The sequence below is a fragment of the Porphyromonas levii genome, from assembly GCF_018206105.1.
Taxonomy (GTDB): Bacteria; Bacteroidota; Bacteroidia; order Bacteroidales; family Porphyromonadaceae; genus Porphyromonas_A; species Porphyromonas_A levii.
Window position 1 is genome coordinate 16,531 of the sequence record NZ_JADRGN010000022.1, and the last position, 19,850, is coordinate 36,380.

Annotated in this window: 14 protein-coding genes; 9 read left to right on the forward strand and 5 right to left on the reverse strand. The window is 45.9% G+C overall.

Translation table 11 applies throughout. The features are described 5' to 3' along the window. Positions 1-118 precede the first annotated feature (118 nt). The 4 genes from alaS to ychF are packed head-to-tail and all read left to right on the forward strand — an operon-like array spanning position 119 to position 7,459. Positions 119-2,746, forward strand: coding sequence for an alanine--tRNA ligase (gene alaS, locus IX315_RS05965; protein ID WP_211640819.1), 2,628 nt, complete (start codon positions 119-121; stop codon positions 2,744-2,746). Continuing rightward, positions 2,736-3,773: a 3-dehydroquinate synthase gene (locus IX315_RS05970; RefSeq protein WP_211640820.1), complete on the forward strand. Its 1,038-nt coding sequence runs from the start codon at positions 2,736-2,738 to the stop codon at positions 3,771-3,773. The genes alaS and IX315_RS05970 overlap by 11 nt, the downstream gene beginning before the upstream one ends. Before the next feature lie 54 nt (positions 3,774-3,827). Next, a complete protein-coding gene (gene lon, locus IX315_RS05975) occupies positions 3,828-6,353 on the forward strand; it encodes an endopeptidase La (protein ID WP_211837269.1) in 2,526 nt (841 codons plus the stop codon). A gap of 2 nt (positions 6,354-6,355) precedes the next feature. Further along, positions 6,356-7,459 carry a redox-regulated ATPase YchF gene (gene ychF, locus IX315_RS05980; protein WP_134849296.1) on the forward strand — a complete coding sequence of 368 codons (1,104 nt, stop codon included), beginning with the start codon at positions 6,356-6,358 and terminating at the stop codon, positions 7,457-7,459. Between the two features lie 86 nt (positions 7,460-7,545). Here the strand turns inward: ychF and IX315_RS05985 are convergent, their stop codons facing one another. The 4 genes from IX315_RS05985 to IX315_RS06000 all read right to left on the reverse strand — a co-directional run bounded on the left by IX315_RS05985 (position 7,546) and on the right by IX315_RS06000 (position 12,593). Beyond that, the gene (locus IX315_RS05985; protein ID WP_211635373.1) at positions 7,546-8,487 is read right to left on the reverse strand and encodes a helix-turn-helix domain-containing protein; all 942 of its coding nucleotides are present in this window, start codon (positions 8,485-8,487) and stop codon (positions 7,546-7,548) included. A gap of 147 nt (positions 8,488-8,634) precedes the next feature. Beyond that, positions 8,635-9,339, reverse strand: coding sequence for a porin family protein (locus IX315_RS05990; RefSeq protein WP_134849298.1), 705 nt, complete (start codon positions 9,337-9,339; stop codon positions 8,635-8,637). After that, positions 9,339-11,057, reverse strand: coding sequence for a LysM peptidoglycan-binding domain-containing protein (locus tag IX315_RS05995; protein WP_033408631.1), 1,719 nt, complete (start codon positions 11,055-11,057; stop codon positions 9,339-9,341). Before IX315_RS05995 ends, IX315_RS05990 begins: the two co-directional genes overlap by 1 nt. Positions 11,058-11,447: 390 nt before the next feature. Beyond that, positions 11,448-12,593 (reverse strand): TlpA disulfide reductase family protein, encoded by a 1,146-nt coding sequence (locus IX315_RS06000; protein ID WP_134849299.1) that lies wholly within the window; start codon positions 12,591-12,593, stop codon positions 11,448-11,450. A 167-nt stretch (positions 12,594-12,760) separates the two neighbouring features. Here IX315_RS06000 and IX315_RS06005 point away from each other — a divergent pair, with 167 nt between their 5' ends. Then, a complete protein-coding gene (locus IX315_RS06005) occupies positions 12,761-14,962 on the forward strand; it encodes a RelA/SpoT family protein (protein WP_134849300.1) in 2,202 nt (733 codons plus the stop codon). 127 nt (positions 14,963-15,089) lie between these two features. On the opposite strand, the gene IX315_RS06010 is transcribed toward IX315_RS06005, so the two are convergent. Next, positions 15,090-17,084 carry an Ig-like domain-containing domain gene (locus IX315_RS06010; RefSeq protein WP_244973106.1) on the reverse strand — a complete coding sequence of 665 codons (1,995 nt, stop codon included), beginning with the start codon at positions 17,082-17,084 and terminating at the stop codon, positions 15,090-15,092. A 123-nt stretch (positions 17,085-17,207) separates the two neighbouring features. On the opposite strand from IX315_RS06010, the gene serB reads away from it, so the two are divergent. Genes serB through IX315_RS06030 form a run of 4 tightly spaced genes read left to right on the forward strand, consistent with a single transcriptional unit; the run spans position 17,208 to position 19,594 of the window. After that, positions 17,208-18,458 (forward strand): phosphoserine phosphatase SerB, encoded by a 1,251-nt coding sequence (serB, locus tag IX315_RS06015; RefSeq protein ID WP_018359190.1) that lies wholly within the window; start codon positions 17,208-17,210, stop codon positions 18,456-18,458. Between the two features lie 3 nt (positions 18,459-18,461). Next, positions 18,462-18,770, forward strand: coding sequence for a Dabb family protein (locus IX315_RS06020; RefSeq protein WP_134849301.1), 309 nt, complete (start codon positions 18,462-18,464; stop codon positions 18,768-18,770). Next, complete coding sequence (locus IX315_RS06025) at positions 18,751-19,218, forward strand: methylated-DNA--[protein]-cysteine S-methyltransferase (RefSeq protein ID WP_211638277.1); 468 nt, start codon at positions 18,751-18,753, stop codon at positions 19,216-19,218. Before IX315_RS06020 ends, IX315_RS06025 begins: the two co-directional genes overlap by 20 nt. Further along, positions 19,193-19,594: a YraN family protein gene (locus IX315_RS06030; protein WP_018359187.1), complete on the forward strand. Its 402-nt coding sequence runs from the start codon at positions 19,193-19,195 to the stop codon at positions 19,592-19,594. Before IX315_RS06025 ends, IX315_RS06030 begins: the two co-directional genes overlap by 26 nt. Positions 19,595-19,850 lie beyond the last annotated feature (256 nt).

The following is a 19,850-nucleotide window of genomic DNA, read 5'->3' on the forward strand; positions in this document are numbered from 1 at the left end:
GTGTTATTGTGCATTTGTTGTCGGGTGTACTTCTATTGTGTCGAGTGCCTAAAACTGCTACATATTTGTTATCTTTGCCCATTAAATAAAAGTACTTGTGGATGATCATTTTGGGTTTATGATGACAGTAAATGAGATAAGGGGGAGATTTTTGGAGTTTTTCGAAGGGAAGGAGCATAAAATAGTTCCTTCTGCTCCTATGGTGATAAAGGATGATCCTACATTGATGTTTACCAATGCTGGCATGAATCAATTTAAGGACATTATCCTCGGCAATGCACCTATAAAGTATGGTCGTATTGCGGATAGTCAGAAGTGTTTGCGTGTAAGCGGTAAGCACAATGACCTTGAGGAGGTAGGGCACGATACCTATCACCACACCATGTTTGAGATGCTAGGCAATTGGAGCTTCGGAGATTATTTCAAGAAAGAGGCTATCTCTTGGGCATGGGAGCTGCTAACCGAAGTATATGGTATCGACAAGGATAGATTGTATGTAACCATCTTTGAGGGCGCTCCGGAGGAGGGTTTGGAGCGTGATGAGGAGGCTGCAGGTTTTTGGAGAGAGCACATAAGTGCCGATAGGATTATCAATGGCAATAAGCATGATAACTTCTGGGAGATGGGAGAGACTGGTCCTTGTGGCCCTTGCTCAGAGATTCATGTAGACTTACGTAGTGATGAGGAACGCAAGGCGATTGATGGTAAGAGCCTTGTAAATAATGATCATCCTCAGGTGGTAGAGATTTGGAACCTCGTTTTCATGCAATACAATCGTAAAGCCGATGGTTCGCTCGTAGGTCTCCCCAATAAGGTGATTGATACTGGTATGGGTCTAGAGCGTCTGTGCATGGCTCTACAAGGCAAGAGGAGTAACTATGATACAGATGTATTTACGCCTCTTATTGACAAAGTAGCGGAGCTATCCAAGGTGCAGTATGGCGCACACGAAGAGCAGAATGTAGCGATGCGAGTGATAGCCGACCACGTACGCACAATTGCTTTTAGTATTACGGATGGACAGCTTCCAAGCAATGCCAAAGCAGGCTATGTGATACGCCGTATTCTTCGTCGTGCAGTGCGTTATGGTTACACCTTCTTGGGGCAGCATGAGCCATTCCTATATAAGCTCCTTCCTACATTGATAGAGTTAATGGGTGGGCATTATCCCGAACTAAAAAGTCAGGAGAGTATCATTACCAAGGTGATTATGCAAGAGGAGGCTTCTTTCTTGCGTACGTTGGAGACTGGTATGTCTCTGCTTGAGCAGCATATCGTGGAGGATCTTAAGGATGGAGCGAAGGTGTTGCCAGGCTCAGTAGTATTTGAGCTATATGATACCTATGGATTCCCTACCGATCTTACCGAACTTATCCTCAGAGAGCGTGGTCTAGAAGCAGACCTCAAGGGCTTTGAGGTGGAGATGCAAAAGCAAAAAGAGCGAGCTAGAAGCGCGGCTCATATTACGGCAGGCGACTGGGTTGAGTTACACAAGGGCGAAGGTCAATTTGTTGGCTACGATTTTGTTGAGGCTGAAGCAGAGATTCTACGCTACCGCGAGGTGGAGCAGAAAAAGCAGAAGAGTGTGCAGGCTGTACTCAGTCGCAATCCTTTCTATGCAGAGGGTGGTGGTCAGATAGGAGACCAAGGTATTCTTACAGGAATGGAAGATGGAGAGGTGATAAGGGTATTGGACACGGTGAAGGAGAATAACCTCCCGATATCTGTGCTCGAAAAGGTGCCAGCCAATCCTACCCAGACCTTTGTAGCAAGGATTGACGTAGAGCGTCGCCGCCGCTCGGAGGCAAATCATAGCGCTACTCACCTGCTACACCACGCTCTTCGTGAGGTGTTGGGCAAGCATGTAGAGCAGAAAGGATCGTATGTGAGTGATAAATTGCTTCGTTTTGACTTCTCTCACTTCTCCAAGATGACTCGTGAGGAGCTTCGTGAGGTAGAGCGTAAGGTAAATGAGGCTATTCGCCAAGATAGTATCCGAGAGGAGCATAGGTCTATGCCTATTGATGAGGCAAAGGCAATGGGGGCAATGGCCTTTTTCGGAGAGAAGTATGGCGAGGAGGTGCGCGTGATTAAGTATGGCGACTCTATAGAGCTATGTGGTGGTACGCATGTGCCTAGCACAGGAGTAATTGGTGCCCTTAGGATAGTATCCGAAAGCTCTATTGCTGCTGGTATTCGCCGTATAGAGGCTGTGACTGGCATGGGTGCCGATGAATATTACTTCTCGCTCCAAGATACGATGCTGGAGCTACAGGGACTATTCCAAAATACTCCAGACTTGGTAAAGTCTATTGAACGAATGCTTTCGGAGGATGAGCAACTGCGTAAGGAGCTAAGGCAGGCTCAGGATGAGCGTAAGCATGCGCTAGTGCAGCAGTTGGTTCAGGAGGGCAAAGAAAGAAGTGGCGTGAAGCTTTATCATCTTTCCGTCTCTGTGCCTTCGGCTATGGCAAAGGATATTGCGTTTGGGGTGAAGGCTCAGGTCAAGGATGAGGACTTCGTATTTATAGCTGGGTCTAATGAGGAAGGCAAGGCGGTCTTGACTCTGATGCTTTCGGATGGTCTTGTGGGCAAAGGACACAATGCAGGTGCTTTGGTTCGTGAAGCAGGCAAGCATATCCAAGGTGGTGGAGGAGGTCAGCCTACCTTCGCTACAGCAGGAGGTAAGAAGCCTGAGGGTCTGGATGCCGCTGTAAAAGAGGTGCTAGATAAGCTTGGACTATAAACGAGTGGCGGTAGAAATAGCTATTTTAGATATCGAGGACGTAGCTCAACGACTGTCTGAGCTAGCTTCGTCACATAGAGTAGGGCTCCTAGTGGATGAAACCACTATGGAGCTCTGCTATCCACTTATAGCCAATGAAGAGGTGGATCTACTGGTGGTGCCCGAGGGAGAGGAGGGAAAGCAGCTAGAGGTAGCGCAGTATCTTTGGCAGAGCCTCTTGGAGCTTGGATATACACGGCAGGATTACTTGGTGACCCTAGGTGGTGGTGCGATTAGTGACTTAGGTGGCTTTGTGGCGAGTACCTATATGCGGGGTCTTCACTTGGTGCATATTCCTACTACTTTACTGGGCATGATTGATGCTTCGATAGGAGGAAAGACCGCTATAGACTTTGGCGGTGCTAGGAATATGGTGGGGACCTTTTATGAAGCCGAGAAGGTGTGGGTGTCTCTAGCGTTTCTGGAGTCATTGCCAGAAAGGGAGCTTGTCTCTGGGTTGGGGGAACTGTTAAAGTATGGTCTACTGATGGACAGAGATAGCTTGAAGGAGGTACTGAGCCTTGAGGAGCTTTCTCCTCAATTGCTGAGTCGTGTGATGCAGTTTAAGCTTGATATAGTGGGGGAAGACCTCTTCGATACAGGCAAAAGGGCTCAGCTCAACTTGGGGCATACCTTCTCGCATGCTATTGAGGCTTTGTCGCTGGAGAGAGGGCACTCAGTTCCGCACGGAATAGGTGTAGCTGCCGGTATTGTGGTAGCTCTGTATATATGCTATAAGTGGTATGGACTAGCAGAGAAGCTCTTGACTTCGGTAGCTAGGGCGGTGAAGGAGCAGTTCCCAATAGTCTCCTTTGACTGTGATGATTATGAGGCACTATGGCTATTGGCTCTCAAAGATAAGAAGAGGGTGGAGGATGGAATACTATCTATGGTGCTACTACATGGCGTTGGCGATGCATTTGTCGGTAAAGTGAGTAGGAAGCAGTGGGAAGAGGCATTGGACTTCTATAGAGATTATATGGGGTAGGGTATTGGCATACTATTTGCCTATCAACTGATGAGAGGAGGGTGATGAATTAGGATGAATAAAGATTTTCTTATGAATGAATTTGATGAGGGAACAGGCAGTCTATCGCAGATGCTACCGATGATTATACCTGAGGGTGATACCCCAGACTATAGTCTCAATAGCAAGAAGCTGAATAAGACTATCCCTGTGCTCCCACTCAGAGATATGCTCCTTTTCCCTGCCGTGACTATCCCTGTGATGGTGGCGCGAGAGAAAAGCAAACTGATTATAGATAGTCTGGAAAACAAACGTGATAGGCATGTGCTAGTGGTGTCTCAGAAAAATCCCGATACGGAGGATCCTCAGATGGAGGATATGGTACCGATAGGGACTATCGCTGAGGTCATTCGTATTATGGAAGTTAATGACGATCTGCTTACCGTGGTATTGCAGGGTAAACAGAGAGCTGAACTGACACAATTGACACGTACCGAACCCTATTGGATGGGTAAGTACCGTCTGCTGGAGGATATATACCCTGCAGAGGAGGATATGGAATACCAGGCACTGACGGAGCTCCTTAAAGAGACGATGGTGAAGCAGATGATTGTTCAGGGAGAGACACCTAGACAGTTTGTCTCTAGCCTGATGAAGATGACGCACCAAGAGGGGATAGTCAACTTTGCTTGTACCTATTTCCCTCAGTCTATGAATGAACGTATCTCGCTCTTGATGCTGGATGATATCAAGACGAGAGCATTCCAAATGCAGCGTTCACTCAATAAGACATTAGCTCAGGCAGAGATCAAGCAAGATATCAACCAGCGTACGCGTACCGATATGGATAAGCAGCAGAAGGATTACTTCCTTCAGCAGCAGATGAAGGTGATAAAGGAAGAACTTCAGGGTGGCGATGATGCTGAGATACAGGAACTGGAGAAGAGGGCTCTTACAAAGAAGTGGAGCGAGGATGTACAGGCTATTTTCGAAAAGGAGATAGCTAAGCTACAGCGTATGCCTAGCCAGAGTCCAGACTATAGTATCCAGAATCAGTATATTGAGACTATGCTGGATTTGCCTTGGGGCGAATATACTAAGGATAACTTCAATATGAAGAATGCCGAAGCGACACTCAACAAGGACCACTTCGGTCTCGATAAGGTAAAGGAGCGTATCTTAGACCATCTGGCTGTCTTGAAGCTAAAGGGCGATATGCGTTCTCCGATCATCTGTTTGTATGGTCCTCCTGGAGTGGGAAAGACCTCGCTTGGCAAAAGTATTGCGGATGCGCTAAAGCGTAAGTATGTGCGTATTTCTCTTGGCGGTCTACATGACGAGGCAGAGATACGAGGACACAGACGCACTTATATTGGAGCTATGCCTGGGCGTATCATAAAGGGATTCCTCAAGGCGGGTAGTTCTAATCCTGTCTTTGTGCTGGATGAGGTGGACAAACTATCGAGCGACTATAAGGGTGATCCCTCTTCTGCTCTTCTGGAGGTATTGGATCCAGAGCAAAATAATACCTTTCACGATAACTACCTCGATATCGACTACGATTTGAGTAAGGCGCTATTTATTGCGACGGCAAATAATGTAGGTGATATCCCTGCCCCACTTCGTGATCGTATGGAGATGATAGAGGTGAGTGGCTATATCATGGAGGAGAAGGTCGAGATTGCTACTCGCCATCTTATCCCTAAGGAGATAGAGAATCATGGTCTTAAGAAAAACCAAGTGAAGATAGGGAAACGTACGATAGCTGCTCTTATCGAGGGCTATACCCGAGAGAGCGGGGTACGTCAGTTGGAGAAGGCTATAGCATCACTACTTCGCAAGGTGGCGCGTAAGATTGCGTCGGCTGAAGATGAAGCAGATGTATCTCTTATGCTACCTATTATTATCAATCCTACGGACTTGAAAGACTATCTTGGCTCTCCTAAGTTCTTAGATGAGCGGTATGAGGGTAATGATAGAGCGGGTGTTGTAACTGGTCTTGCGTGGACAAGCGTAGGTGGGGAGGTACTCTTAGTAGAGAGCGCAATAAGTCCATCTAAGTCTGGTAAGCTAACCATCACCGGTAATCTTGGGGATGTGATGAAGGAGTCTGCGATTCTAGCGATGGAGTATATCAAGAGTAATTCAAAGACATATGGCATTCCATTCGAGCTTTTCGACTCACTCAACGTACATATCCATGTGCCCGAAGGTGCTATTCCTAAGGATGGTCCAAGTGCGGGAATAACACTAGTGACCTCGCTTATCTCTACCTTTACACAGCGCAAGGTGAAGCCTAATCTGGCGATGACTGGAGAGATAACACTGAGAGGGAAGGTGTTACCAGTTGGAGGCATAAAGGAAAAGATCCTCGCTGCTAAGCGCTATGGGATCAAGACTATTGTACTGTGCGAGGATAATCGTAAGGACATAGAGGAGATCAAGTCAGAGTACCTCTCGGGTTTGGAGTTTGTATACGTTACAGATATTAAGCAAGTGATAGATGCTGCGGTCAGCGAAGAAGTCGTCGCTAACCCCATAGATCTAGAGAAGCATCTAGAAGAGTATAAGAAGAGTATTAACCAAAGTAATAATAAGTAAGTATGGCATTACAATGCGGTATTGTTGGGCTACCAAACGTAGGGAAGTCTACTCTTTTCAATTGCCTTTCTAATGCGAAGGCACAGTCAGCTAATTTCCCCTTTTGTACTATCGAGCCTAACGTAGGTGTGATAACAGTCCCTGATGAGCGGTTAAATAAGCTTGCAGAATTAGTGAATCCACAGCGAATAGTGCCGACTACAGTGGAAATTGTTGATATTGCAGGTCTAGTCAAGGGGGCTAGTAAGGGAGAAGGACTTGGCAATAAGTTTCTCGCAAATATCAGAGAAACCGATGCTATTATCCATGTACTACGTTGCTTTGATGATGATAATATCACTCACGTCGATGGCTCAGTCAATCCCGTAAGAGATATGGAAGTAATCGATATGGAGTTACAGCTCAAAGACCTTGAGACAGTTGAATCCCGTATCCAAAGAGTAGAGAAACAGGCAAAGACAGGTGGTGACGCACAGGCAAAGGTGCTCTTTAATGTACTCTCCAAGGTACACTCTGTTTTGCTCGAAGGGAAGTCGGCACGCACAGTATCCTTTGATATGCCGGAGGAGCAGAAGGCACTTAAGGAGCTGTTCCTCCTAACCGCAAAGCCTATCCTATATGTATGTAATGTGGATGAAGCGTCTGCTGCCACTGGGAATAAGTATGTGGAGATGGTTCGTGAGGCAGTAAAGGATGAGGGCGCAGAGATACTCGTAATAGCTGCTCAGACCGAGAGTGAGATTGCCGAGCTAGAGACCTACGAGGAGCGACAGGAGTTCCTTGAGGCTGCTGGTCTAGAGGAAAGCGGTGTGTCACGACTTATTCGCAGTGCATATGCACTACTAAACCTCGAGACTTACTTTACTGCTGGTGTGCAAGAGGTCAGGGCTTGGACTTATACTAAGGGGTGGAAGGCACCGCAGGCTGCAGGTGTTATCCACACTGACTTCGAGAAAGGGTTTATCCGTGCCGAGGTAATTAAGTACGCCGACTTTATCTCTTATGGAAGTGAGCAGGGAGTCAAGGAGGCTGGAAAACTTGCTGTAGAAGGTAAGGATTACATTGTGCAAGATGGCGATATCATGCACTTCCGATTTAATGTCTAAGTAGACAATACGAAGCGCAACACAAAAGGGCTCGCTGGGATTATCCAAGCGAGCCCTTTTGTGTTGCGCTGAAACTGAAAGAGCGATTACATCCCCTTTCCAGTCTGGTTGTAGTAGTGAGGGTTATTTGCCCTACGCTCAGCAGCCCTACGCTCAGCCTCTTCTTTCACGAGCTCCTTACGATGCTGTGATGGCGTCCTATTGAATTGTCTACGGCAGAACACAGTAAAGTGGCTGGGACTAGAGAACCTAAACTCATCCATAATATCTTTAAATGGTACGGTAGGATCCGATAGTCGTTCCTCTATTAGATCTGCTTTCTGCTCCAGCATCCATGTATATGGAGGTACATTGAAAGTCTCCTTAAATAGCTTATTGAACTTTCGTAGATCCATTCCACGTAGTTCTGCTAGCTCCTGAACAGACTTCGCACGATAGTGGTTCATCATCACAAATTCCTTGAAGTCTACTTCTTTCCTCAAGAGAGGAGCGAGTAGTTCTCCCAATACCTCTGGTTTGTAGTATCCCGAAAGGACAAAGAATACCTCCTTGAGCTTGGCTTCCATCATATCAGAGCACTTCAGACCATCGTTGTAGTACCTATAAATAGTAGCCAAAGCAAGTTTAAGTGGTTCGTATACCTCGATAGTCCTGTGCGCCATTGTTAGTGGGGCATATCTCCGAAGGTTACTAAAACTGTAACCATTGCAGAGGTGTGAGATTCTATCGAACTTGAATATCTGAAGTACACCACGCTCTCCTAGCATAACGCGTAGGGTATGATTACTATCGATAAGCATCCCGAAAGGAGCATTGCGCGTCTCATTTACATTATTAGGGCTACCTTCTTCGCTACTTGAAATGGTATATCTAGTATCGTTACAATTGACGAATACCAAGAGAATTTGACTACCACTAGTAATCTCAGAAGACTCCTGTGCGTTCATTTGAACTTCGAAGTAAGCACCTTCGTCACCTCCAGCATAACACGAACATGTGTAATGACGTTCAATATTAATTGGCTTCATTTATATTATAATCAACTTTAATGTATGAAACTAATGTAAAGCTTTTATATGATAGTAAGTTGTTGGAACCGTCTTAAGCTTTTGGCAAAAATACTATTTTTTTTGCTTATTTACAACTATACGAAGGGGAATTGAGTAGTTTATACACTAGAAAGAGAAAAGTACGTATGCCTTAGCTGCTATCACCTGCTCTGAGGATTTACCAAAGTAGTCACTTCGGGAGTTACCATAGATTTCACCCAACCCATATACATATGAAGCACGTATGCCTGCAACTATCTTATCGAAATGATACTCACTACCTACACCACCACCTATACCCCATGCAAATTTATGCTCCACTGGCATTGTATGCTGTCGAGTAACCACTCCTTGAATCCCTTCCTTTGGGAAGTTGCCACTCGAACTCTCCGCCAAAAGATACCCGAAGTGGGCTCCCAAGTCTACCGTGAACTTTAGGGCTTTCTGCCCAAATGTAAGGTGGGTAAGTACAGGAACACTTACATAAGAGAGCGTCCGCTGGTAGGTGAGATTGGACTTCGCATATTGTTCTGGTAGGTCTCGAGGCTTCTCTTTCCATCCGCGAACCGAATAGTCTACTTCTAGCCATATACCTCCAGCCACATTGGGCATATCATAGACATGCCCTACATCGTAGCGCAATACCACACCAGCGTCGTAGCCTATCTTCAGCCCTTGGTATACCTTAGGGGCAAAAATCATATTACTAATATTGATGCCCACCGTAGGACCAACCATAAAACGAGGTTGATACTTCAGTGCTTGTCCCGATGCCTCCACGGCTACTAGTGACAACAGTAGTAGTGCTGTAGTATATATGAACTTACGCATTAGTCCCTCCTCGCTTCACCTGTCCTTCTATACTGGATAAAAAACACGCCCAAATTACTCTTCAGTCCTGCTGAGCGAGTACTTTGCTCAAACTCGAACTTACTCTGAATCCCTCGCCATACCTTGGGTAGGCTAGCACTGTTACTCATCATGGTGATGAAGTAGCGACCTGTATCGTATCCGAGCAGACTGTATCTAGGGTAGGTGGTACCCAGACCATGCTCGTACCAACCCCTAAACTCCTTTTCAAACTCCTTGTAGGTGCTATTTTCAGGCTCCGAGAAAAACGTGGTATAGAAAGTGCCCTCGATCTTCTTGAGCTTCTGACTAATAGAATTGCCATATGTCTGCCACTCAGGATAACCAAACGCAGTAACATTGTATATCCCCAAACTATCTTGAGCTAGAGCAATCGTTGTCAGCACATTGTTGGCCGCCGTCATTGAGCCTGCATCCGGTACAACCACAGCTTTAAGATTATCCATAGCGAGGGATTGTACAGCGCTCACATCTCTAAATTCTGACTGATCGACTTCTCTGTATGGGATATGTACTCTGTCAAGCTCTCGCTTGAGGGTAGAAATGAAAGCCTCCTTATTGTTCGTGTCCCCAGGGAACTTCACAAATTGAACAACAGAGCCCTTAAATTCGGATGCGAACTTCCGAGCAGTCTCATCAAACAAGGCTTGGTGGGGTGTATTCACTTGGTATAGCTTTGCGCCCCTCTCTGCTATCTCTGTATAGTCTCTCGAGGTGAATGGGATCACGTAAGTAGCATTTTTTGCCCTTGCAATCTCTGCTAGTTTATTAATAGAATTATCCGAGACTCCGCCCAGAATCATGTCTATCTTCGGCAGACTACCAAGTAACCCAGAAGTCTCAGTCATACTTGAGTCATTACTATCGACAGCATAAAGATGGATGTTCGTACCCGCTTCTTTTGCCTCGAGTAAAGCCATCAAGAAACCCTCGTAGTACATCGCAAAGCGTCGCCCCTTATCGTTACTAAAAGGCAGTGCCAAGACCACTGTATACCCCGAATCCATAGGGAAAGCTCTTTGGCTATTTACCGCTACATTATTAGGTAGGGAAGTGTCAGGAATCAAGATAGTTACATCTGCCTTTAGCCCACTTCGTATCTGAGGATTATAGTGAAACAATTGCTCCTCAGACCATCCCGTCTCTTGTAGTAGACTGTAAATAGTAGCCCCTGCAGGCACTTTGTAGGTCTTCAAGCCTGTCACCTTTTGGGGCGTTTTACTTGTGGTAGGAGTCGTCCCCTGTTCTCTCACTACAAAATTATCGTTCTGTGCTTCTGGAATCACTATAATAATGCCCTCCGATAGCTTATCTGCATTACTAATAGAACTATTCGCTGCCAGTAATGCATTGGGTGAAATCCCATATTTCCTTGAAATAGAGTAAAGCGTTTCGCCCGCTCCTACCTTGTGGTAGGTAGGTCCTGAGGTCGCTTCTTTAGCAGTTTTAGTGCCCGGAAGCTTGATTTCTTCCCCAATCTTTATCCCATTTTTAGCCTCTGGATTGAGCCTGATGAGTTCATCCACAGCTACGCCGTATTGGCGGCTAATCGCATAGAGTGTTTCTCCAGCCACTACAGTATGGCTTCTCGTAGACTGCTGAGCAAACACAAGCGTTGAGCTCATAAATAACCCTACTACGATTAGTAATCCCCAAAGTATACTTCTGCGCAATATCATAATTCCCAATTTAATTGCATTTTAATATAATCGCAAAGATAACAATTTAGTACCATCTGGCAAGGCTTTAGCACGTCTCAAGCATTTCTCTCTCTAGGTCGCGACAATATTTACTCTAGCTATTTGCATTAGTCTCTCCCGCGAGGGACTCGAGTCTCTCGCGGGAAAAACTCCAGTCCCTCTGGGGAGGGACTCTCTCTACTCTAGGGAGTAGCTCTTGAAAATAGTGATACCATAGGAGTATTGTATGCAGACCTATCTCCTCCCTAGCGTGAGAAGAAAGTAACGAAGCTGTACCCTAACCTAGAAAAGAATCGAGACGGCTACGCTCAACAGAGCATAGCCGTCTCGATTATATGTAACACTATTCCCTATTCCTTGGGATGCATATTACTTATTGAGCTCGTCGAGCTTAGCCTTGATTTCGGTAACATCGTGCGTACGTACGATGATCTCGCCTTCTGGAGAGAAGAGGATGAAAGTAGGTACACCTATTACGCCATAGGTCTCAGCACCCATACTTTGGTTCTTGCCATCAATACGATTGCCGTCTTGGAAGGTAGGCCAAGTGATCTTGAGTTTCTTTACAGCATTGGCATAAGCCGTACCATCCTCATCGCGCTCCCAGATAGCGATGCTAGCCGAAGAGAGTATCTTAGCATATTGTTTCTCTATCTGAGCTAAGACAGGCATAGACTTTTGGCAAGGACCACACCATGATGCGAAGAAGTCGAGTAGGAAGTACTTACCTTCAGTACGGAATTCACTAAGCATCTTGGTCTCGCCTGCTGGGTTGGTCATCTGATAGTCGACAAACTGCTTCCTCACAGCGGTGTTTGCAGCTGCCACACTAGTCTTGTAGAATGTAGCTAGAGACTTCTCTGCCTTGAGGCTTTCTGGTGCCTGATCGTAGAGAGCAATGAACTCCTCTGGCTCTATTGAGCGACGCATATTTCTGAGTGCTGCAATCTGCACACTCGCATTGGTAGCCTCTGAGAAATACTTCTTATTGATTTTCGTTGCTTCCGTATCCATGATAGTATAGATAGAGTCAATCTGCGCTTCTTGCTCCTTCGTGAGGGTACTATCTGGTGTTAAGATGTTCTCGGCAATTGACTCTATATCATTAGTATACCTTGTTTCTACGTCATTCAACTCGTCATAGAGGTTTTGTAGCTTCATAAATGCGCTGTTCTCAGCACCGCTACGGATGATACTTGTTTCGTCACTAATGGAGTCGGTTGTGATAGTAAAAGTATACTCCCCAGCCTCACGAGCGAAAAGCAGAGGTGTGTCCATCAGCTTTACTACATTGATAATTGAGTCATTGGCTGGCGATACGAAGGTAAACGAACCATTTTCTATCAGTGCGGAGTCCACGACCTCATTGGTTACATCGTAAATATAGGCGTAGGTACCATTAGCTTCGGCGGGCAGGCCTGTGGCTGTCACCTTGAACTCTGGCGCCTTTTCTGTTGTAGTACAAGCGCCCAATAAGAGTGCCATAGAGGCAGTAGCTGTTATAAACTTCTTCATGTTTAATCTTCTATTAGTTAAAAGTGAAATACTCAATTGGATATTTTTGCATATTTGAAATGATGATGCAAAGGTATAGAAAACTATAGTGACTACTGGTATTTTGAAAGGAATATTTGTATCTTGCTCTACTTTTATATCGTACCAGTGGTATAAAATGAGTTTTTATGAAGAAGTATACTGATTTAGATCAATATTCGACAATAGAGCAGCTTATAGTTCGTCTCGATGCTTTACCCCATAATGTCTCTGAAAAAGAGTGGTATAGGGTAAAGGAAATACTACAGAAGTACCTGAAGGAGCGCCCTGATCTTAAGGATCAGTTTGGGATACATCCCCTAGCTCGGCGACTATTGACGGCGACCACCCTTGTAGATGAGATGGGAATAGGAGGTACGCCTATCATGGCCGTACTCCTACAATTACCCTTGCGGGATGGTGTTGTAACGCAAGAGGAGTTGAAGGGTTTCCTGAGTGAGGATGTGCTCTACTTATTGCGCTTGATGCAAAAGGTGACCGATTTGTATGCCAAGAATGCTGTGGTTACTTCGGACAACTTTAGCCACTTCTTACTATCTTTCGCTGAGGATGTGCGTGTTATCCTTATCTTGATTTCCGAGCGACTGGTGCAGCTTCGCCTTGCTGGTGATTATCTTTCAGAGGATCTACAGTTGGATCTCAGTATGGAGGCTTCCTTCCTCTATGCCCCTCTGGCGCACCGTATGGGGCTGTACAATATCAAGGGTGAGATGGAGGACTTTTGCCTCAAGTATACGGATAGGGAGATATATAATTTTATTAAAGACAAGCTGGCTGCTACCAAGAAGACACGCGATACTTATATTGCTTCTTTTATCGATCCAGTTAAGAAGGCTTTGGAGGAGTCGGGACTAATGTTTACGATAAAGGGAAGAACGAAGTCTATCTCCTCTATCCGTAATAAGCTAGTGAAGCAAAAGATAGAGTTCGAGGCTATTTATGACCTATTCGCTATACGTGTCATTATCGATGCACCACTAGAGGAGGAAAGAAGCCAGTGCTGGAAGGCATACTCTATCATCACAGATATGTACCAACCCAATCCTAAGCGGATGAAGGATTGGTTATCTATCCCAAAGTCTAATGGTTACGAAAGTCTGCATATCACGGTATTGGGACCCCAACAGAAGTGGGTAGAGGTGCAGATTCGTACCGAACGTATGGACGAGATAGCGGAGAAGGGTCTCGCTGCACACTGGAGATACAAGGGGGTTAAGAGCGAGAGTGGACTGGATGAGTTTATGACCACGGTTCGCAGGACGCTAGAGAATAAGTCTGCTACCAGCGAAGAGGTGATGCAGGAGTTTAGGATGAATCTCTATGATGAGGAGATATATGTCTTTACACCCAAGGGGGACTTAGTAAAGTTGCCCAAAGGTGCTTCTATCCTCGACTTCGCCTATGCTATACACTCGGGGATTGGCGAGAAGACAGTCTCTGCTCAGGTCAATGGTCGCAATGTAAGCATCCGACAGCAATTACAGAATGGTGATACCGTTTCTATAAATACCTCTGCCAATCAGACACCTAAGCAGGATTGGTTGAGGTATGTGATAACGAGCAAGGCGAGAAATAAGATTAAGCAATGGCTGAGGATAGAGTCTGAAAAGTCTATTCAGCTAGTGCGTGAGGAGCTCAACCGCCGTCTGCGTAATCGGAAGCTGGAGTACGATGAGGCTGTATTCACCAAGCTCGTAAGGCGTAAGGGGTACAAGGCAACAAGTCACTTCTTCCTCGCAATTCAGAATAAGCAGACAGACCTAGATACGTTCCTCGATGAGTATAAACTGGCATTTCAGGAACCTGAGCAGGCTGAGGAGCGCCATATTTCGGCAGATAAGTTTGTCTCTAGTACTCTGCCTGAGAAGATTATTGCTGAGGAGACAGAGGATATCCTAACGATAGATAATAACCTATCGGGCATCGATTATCAGCTTGCTAAGTGTTGTAATCCTATATATGGCGATAAGATATTTGCCTTTACTTCCCGAAGCGGTATCCGAATTCATAGAATGAATTGCCCCAATGCTCCTGATTTATTCAATAGATTCGGTTATCGTATCCTCAAGGCTAGGTGGAAAGGTGATACCTCTCGAGGGAGTGAGGTTGTGCTGAGGGTAATTGGGCATGATGATCTTAGCGTGGTCAATGCTGTCGTTAGTCAGGTGGGGACTGAGAAGGAACTTACGCTCCGTAGCTATAATATACAGAGCGCAGATGGACTCTTCCAAGCTACGCTGCATATATATATAAAGGAAGCTTCTCGCCTCAATCCTTTACTAAAGTCCTTACGTACGCTCCCAGGGATTAAGAGTGTAGAGAGGGTGTAATACCTCTCGAGAATGAGGAGTGCACTTTTTCACTGCCCTGCATATAGCACAACCGCTACCAGAGCTTGATATGCTCAATGGTAGCGGTTGTGGTTATTATGCGGTGTCGGGACTACTGATGGCTAGACTACATTCGTCCTCCGCCCATCATGTCGTTCATGCCTCCTAGTCCACCCATGCCGCCCATATCACCTAAGCCACCCATGCCTTGGTTATTACCTTGGCGTTGTCTGCGGAGTTGTTCCTCACGCTCTTTATTGCGATCCTTTTTCTCCTTAGCCTTGGGCTTATTCTTAATCAACTCTTCGGGCTTCTGTTTATCTATCTTGGTAGCAAGAGGAGATAGCGTCTCCTTTACATCCCAGTTCGCCATTACTTCAATAATCTTCGGCATGTAGTAGACCATCTCTGGCTGGATAGAGTCGCGGTAGTTGCCTGCATCCCACTTGCCATTATTATTGCTGTCCACGATGAGTCGGAAACCATACTTCTCAGGCTTAATATCTTTGAAGTGTAAGGTCGGCTTATCGGAGTATACTACTCTTAGCACAGCATCTTGGGTAGAGAGGAGTTCGCCAATAAATGGTCCCTCAACGCCATCTACCGTGACGGAGAGCTGAGAAAAAGCGTCTTTCGCTTTCGTCTTGAACGCATCTACCACCGTCTCATCGAGCATGTGCCCATACACATCGGTAAACTTAGCACTGTCGGCATACAGCTCATAGCTCGTGTCGTACGATAGCTTCGCCTCTATCATTCCCACGGTAGTACGCCCAGGGAGTAGATAGATAGAGTCTATGGTTACCGGCTTGAGGATGGAGTCCTGCGCATTGAATAGCTCAAAGGCCTTAAATGCCTCAGGAGTGATAGGCAGAGAGCTATAGAAGAGCAGGCTATCACTGGTCCCACCTTCCCCTTTATGCTCGAAGCGAAGCGTAAGCGGGCTCTTCGGCTTCGCAATACTGTCATTAGTCTCCTTCAGTCTCCCCTTGTCTTCTATCGGCTTAGGGGCAGATGGGCGGAGCGTGAGAGAGTCATGCACCATGATAGGTAGCTCTAGGGAGTCTACCGAAGTATAAGAGACTTCAAACTCCTTATACCTCTTCCATGTAGGGTCCGTAAAGTAGACCATTACCTCCTTCTTCTCTCTATTGATATCGAGAACTGGTGTACTGCCGCCTTGCACAGCAAGGGAGTCGATAGGGCGTACCTTGATTTTGCCTTCGGGTATGGCACTGAACACAAGTCTTAGTTGCATAGAGTCGGGGCGCTCGCGCTTGCTAATAAATCTACGCTTTGCTTCTGGCACGTAATAGAGCAACACGATATCATCCGGCAGGTAGCGTGTATATGCCACTGTCTTTATCGTGTCTATGGTAAGACTATCCACCCAAGTCGTATCTTGCCGAGTAGCTGCCATTGCGCTTGTAGTGATAAGCTCATTGAGGAATGCTACCCCATCTGTAGGCATATCGTGGCGATAGTTGCCATCGCTCTCTTTCAGAGCATACACTCTGTAGCTCCCTTGCTTCATGTTTCGCATTACAAACTGTGCACGGTCTCCAGTCCTACTCATGCGGCTGAAGGTCGTATCTGTAAAAGCGTTCCAGCCCGCAGACTCTGGGTGCACACCTACAAGTAAGCTCTGCATGGGTTCGTGGTTACGAATGTTAATCACTCGACCACTGATCTCCATGGTGTCTATTTCATTGCCCGTGGAGAAGGCATACGAGAAGTTCTCCAGTGGATTACCCTCGTTGTTATCCACAATAGCATCGGTAAAGTCTATGGAGTAAGTCGTATTTGGGATAAGATCGTCTTCCAGTTCCACCGTTACCTTCTTGCCCACAGCTACTATCTTAGGCTGAGTAATCTGGGGAGGAGAGATGATTACCTTATTGGCTATATCCTGGATTTGTATATACTCGTCGAAGGTGAGTACGAAGCGTTTCTTGCTTACATTTAGTGCCCTATCTTCGGGAGAACTACTGACGAGCTTTGGTGGTGTCACATCGTAAGGTCCGCCATCAGGCGCTACTCGATTGGCACATCCATATAGAATCCCTACAAGTAGGAATGGTATCATTATTGGGGCGAGTAATCGCCCATTGATTCTTTTCATACAGAACTATATATATTGAGTAGCAAAATTAGCCAAAATCGAAGCAATCAGCAACCTATTGCCTATATGTTCAGAAATAGGTACATTTGCTTCGCATTGTATAATAATAACAATGGAAAGACAATGGATAATAAAGAGCAAAACAACAAAGAACTAATCCTTGCCATCTTTAGTGGTAAGGATAGACCTGGTATTTCGGCAGCGATTACCGAAACGCTAGCAAAGCATGATGTGACCATCCTTGATATTGGTCAGAGTGATACGCACAACCACCTTACACTTGGTGTCCTTTTCGCTGCTGAGTCATCTATCAGCGGCACGATTCTAAAGGAATTGCTCTTCAAAGCCAATGAGCTTAATATCTTTGTCACCTTCCGTCCTGTAGCTCCCGAAGATTATACCAATTGGGTAGAAGCACAGGGCAAGAATAAGTATATCGTTACTCTTCTGGCAAAACAGTTTACCGCAGAGATGGTGGCAGCCATTACCAAGGAGGTCGCTGCCCAGGGTATGAATATCGATGCGCTCGACCGACTCACTGGTCGTATTCCTCTGATAGAACAAGAGCGTGTACCTAAGGCAAGCATAGAGATATCTCTAAGAGGTAATCCAAGAGATAGGGAGGAGCTTCAGCGTAGGTTTATGCAGGTCGCTAACCACTATCAGGTAGATATCTCTTTCCAGCAGGATAGTATGTTCCGCCGCATGCGTAGGCTAATTTGCTTTGATATGGATTCCACCCTTATCAAGACCGAGGTCATCGATGAGCTAGCTATGCGAGCTGGCGTCGGTGATAAGGTGGCAGAGATTACCGAGCGCGCTATGAGAGGAGAGATAGATTTTAATGAGAGCTTCATAGAGCGCTGTGCACTACTCGAGGGTTTGGATGTCTCTGTGATGAGAGATATAGCGGAGAATCTGCCTCTTATGGATGGTATTGAGCGTACCATGAAGATTCTCAAGAAGGTGGGCTTCAAGATTGCTATCCTCTCCGGAGGTTTTACATACTTCGCTAAGTACTTACAGGATAGGTTCGGTATCGATTATGTCTATGCTAATGAACTAGAGGTAGTCGATGGAAAGCTTACTGGTCGACACCTAGGGGATATTATCGATGGCAAGCGCAAAGCAGAGCTTCTTCGCTTGATCGCACAAGTAGAGAAGGTGGATATCCGACAAACCGTTGCCGTAGGCGATGGCGCCAACGATTTGCCTATGATCTCTACCGCAGGTCTTGGTATTGCATTCCAAGCTAAACCTAAGGTTAAGGAGAGTGCGAAGCAGTCCATTACTACTATGGGGTTGGATGGTATCCTTTACTTCTTGGGGTACAAAGATAGCCACTTAGACGAGATCGAATTTTCAATGTTTTGATATATGATACAGCACGTAGTACTATTCGCTTTTGGAAGTCATCCTGAAGGCATGACAAAGGAGGAGTTCTTGCTCCAGGCAAAAGATCGTTTCGAGGAGCTTGCCGATTTGATCGAGCCATTGGAAAAGATTACTGTTACGATCAATATCAACCCCAATGAGGAGTACGACCTAATGCTCCATGGAGTGCTTGGGAAGTATGAGGATGTGGATGTGTATGCCAAGCACCCTGAGCATGTTTCCAGAGTACAGAAGTGGATTAAGCCCTATGTATCTAAGAGGGCTTGTATAGATGGGGAATTACTATTTTAATACACCAATTGGTATAGTCGAGTGTGAGATAAGCTATGAGCAAGTCATCACAAAGTGCTATCCAATAGACAATGTAAATAATGAAGCCTTAGCGAGTTCGAGGAGACTACATCCCGAGCTTGCCGAGGCTTTTGCTTTCCTATTGCTCTGCCCAAAGGAGTATACAGCTCTTGGGGGGAGGGTGCCGAGTTTCGCACCAGACTTCTGGGCACAGCTGGCAAGGGTGCCATTTGGCACTACGCTAACCTATGGTGCGTTTGCCCAAAAGCTAGGTCTTTCTAAACGGTATGCTAGGGTCGTGGGAAATATTCTCGGAAGTAATGAATGCTTCTTTCTACTCCCTTGCCATAGGATTGTGCCAGCCAACGGAGGGGTAGGTGGATTTCGATGGGGCACGGAAGTCAAGCGCAAATTACTTGCCTATGAGTCAGCTACCAAAGAGGAGTAACGGTGAACGCTCCGACGGTCATCAGATAGAGCTATTTATAGCTGATGAATTGAGAAAGCGAGGTTTCGTCATCCTTGAGCAAAACTACAAGATGGGATTTCTAGAAGTCGATCTTATAGCACTCGAGGGGGACGTACTTTGTTTTATTGAGGTGAAGGCAAGGAACCGCCCTTTCGTCCTCTCGGAATTGGATGTACTTATACCGCCTACCAAACAACAAAACATGGTACAGGTGGCGGATGTCTTTTGTCGAAACCTCAGGGGGCTACGCTATTCCAATGTGCGGTACGACTACGCCCTTGTCTACCTGCCCGACTCCACAACACCCCGACAAGTGCAATATATACGGAATGCCTTCGTGCCCACGCTCCTCTGATAGCACCTTCTTCGTATTTGTTCCCCACCAATTGAGCGATATCCTTTATTCTTTAGCATGTGCAACAATTGGCACATAGGCGAGCACTCGCAGTGACAAGCGCAAGTAGCGAAATTTATTCCTATGAAATCTATTTTTTTTCTTGTGTCAGGCTCTGAGGCATTTGCGATTGCTTATTGAAAGAAGGTGGATAGGTAACGATTTAGAAGCCAGGGCAATCGCATTTGAAATGCTGTATCTACATTCTTTCATAAAT

Excerpts from the sequence above, each read along its gene's own strand:
- serB (WP_018359190.1), top strand. The coding sequence starts at position 17,208 with ATGGATAATAAAGAGCAAAACAACAAAGAACTAATCCTTGCCATCTTT.
- IX315_RS05990 (WP_134849298.1), bottom strand. The coding sequence starts at position 9,339 with ATGCGTAAGTTCATATATACTACAGCACTACTACTGTTGTCACTAGTA.
- ychF (WP_134849296.1), top strand. The coding sequence starts at position 6,356 with ATGGCATTACAATGCGGTATTGTTGGGCTACCAAACGTAGGGAAGTCT.
- IX315_RS05985 (WP_211635373.1), bottom strand. The coding sequence starts at position 8,487 with ATGAAGCCAATTAATATTGAACGTCATTACACATGTTCGTGTTATGCT.
- IX315_RS05995 (WP_033408631.1), bottom strand. The coding sequence starts at position 11,057 with ATGATATTGCGCAGAAGTATACTTTGGGGATTACTAATCGTAGTAGGG.
- IX315_RS06005 (WP_134849300.1), top strand. The coding sequence starts at position 12,761 with ATGAAGAAGTATACTGATTTAGATCAATATTCGACAATAGAGCAGCTT.
- lon (WP_211837269.1), top strand. The coding sequence starts at position 3,828 with ATGAATAAAGATTTTCTTATGAATGAATTTGATGAGGGAACAGGCAGT.
- IX315_RS06030 (WP_018359187.1), top strand. The coding sequence starts at position 19,193 with ATGAGTCAGCTACCAAAGAGGAGTAACGGTGAACGCTCCGACGGTCAT.
- IX315_RS06025 (WP_211638277.1), top strand. The coding sequence starts at position 18,751 with ATGGGGAATTACTATTTTAATACACCAATTGGTATAGTCGAGTGTGAG.
- IX315_RS06010 (WP_244973106.1), bottom strand. The coding sequence starts at position 17,084 with ATGAAAAGAATCAATGGGCGATTACTCGCCCCAATAATGATACCATTC.
- IX315_RS06000 (WP_134849299.1), bottom strand. The coding sequence starts at position 12,593 with ATGAAGAAGTTTATAACAGCTACTGCCTCTATGGCACTCTTATTGGGC.
- alaS (WP_211640819.1), top strand. The coding sequence starts at position 119 with ATGATGACAGTAAATGAGATAAGGGGGAGATTTTTGGAGTTTTTCGAA.
- IX315_RS06020 (WP_134849301.1), top strand. The coding sequence starts at position 18,462 with ATGATACAGCACGTAGTACTATTCGCTTTTGGAAGTCATCCTGAAGGC.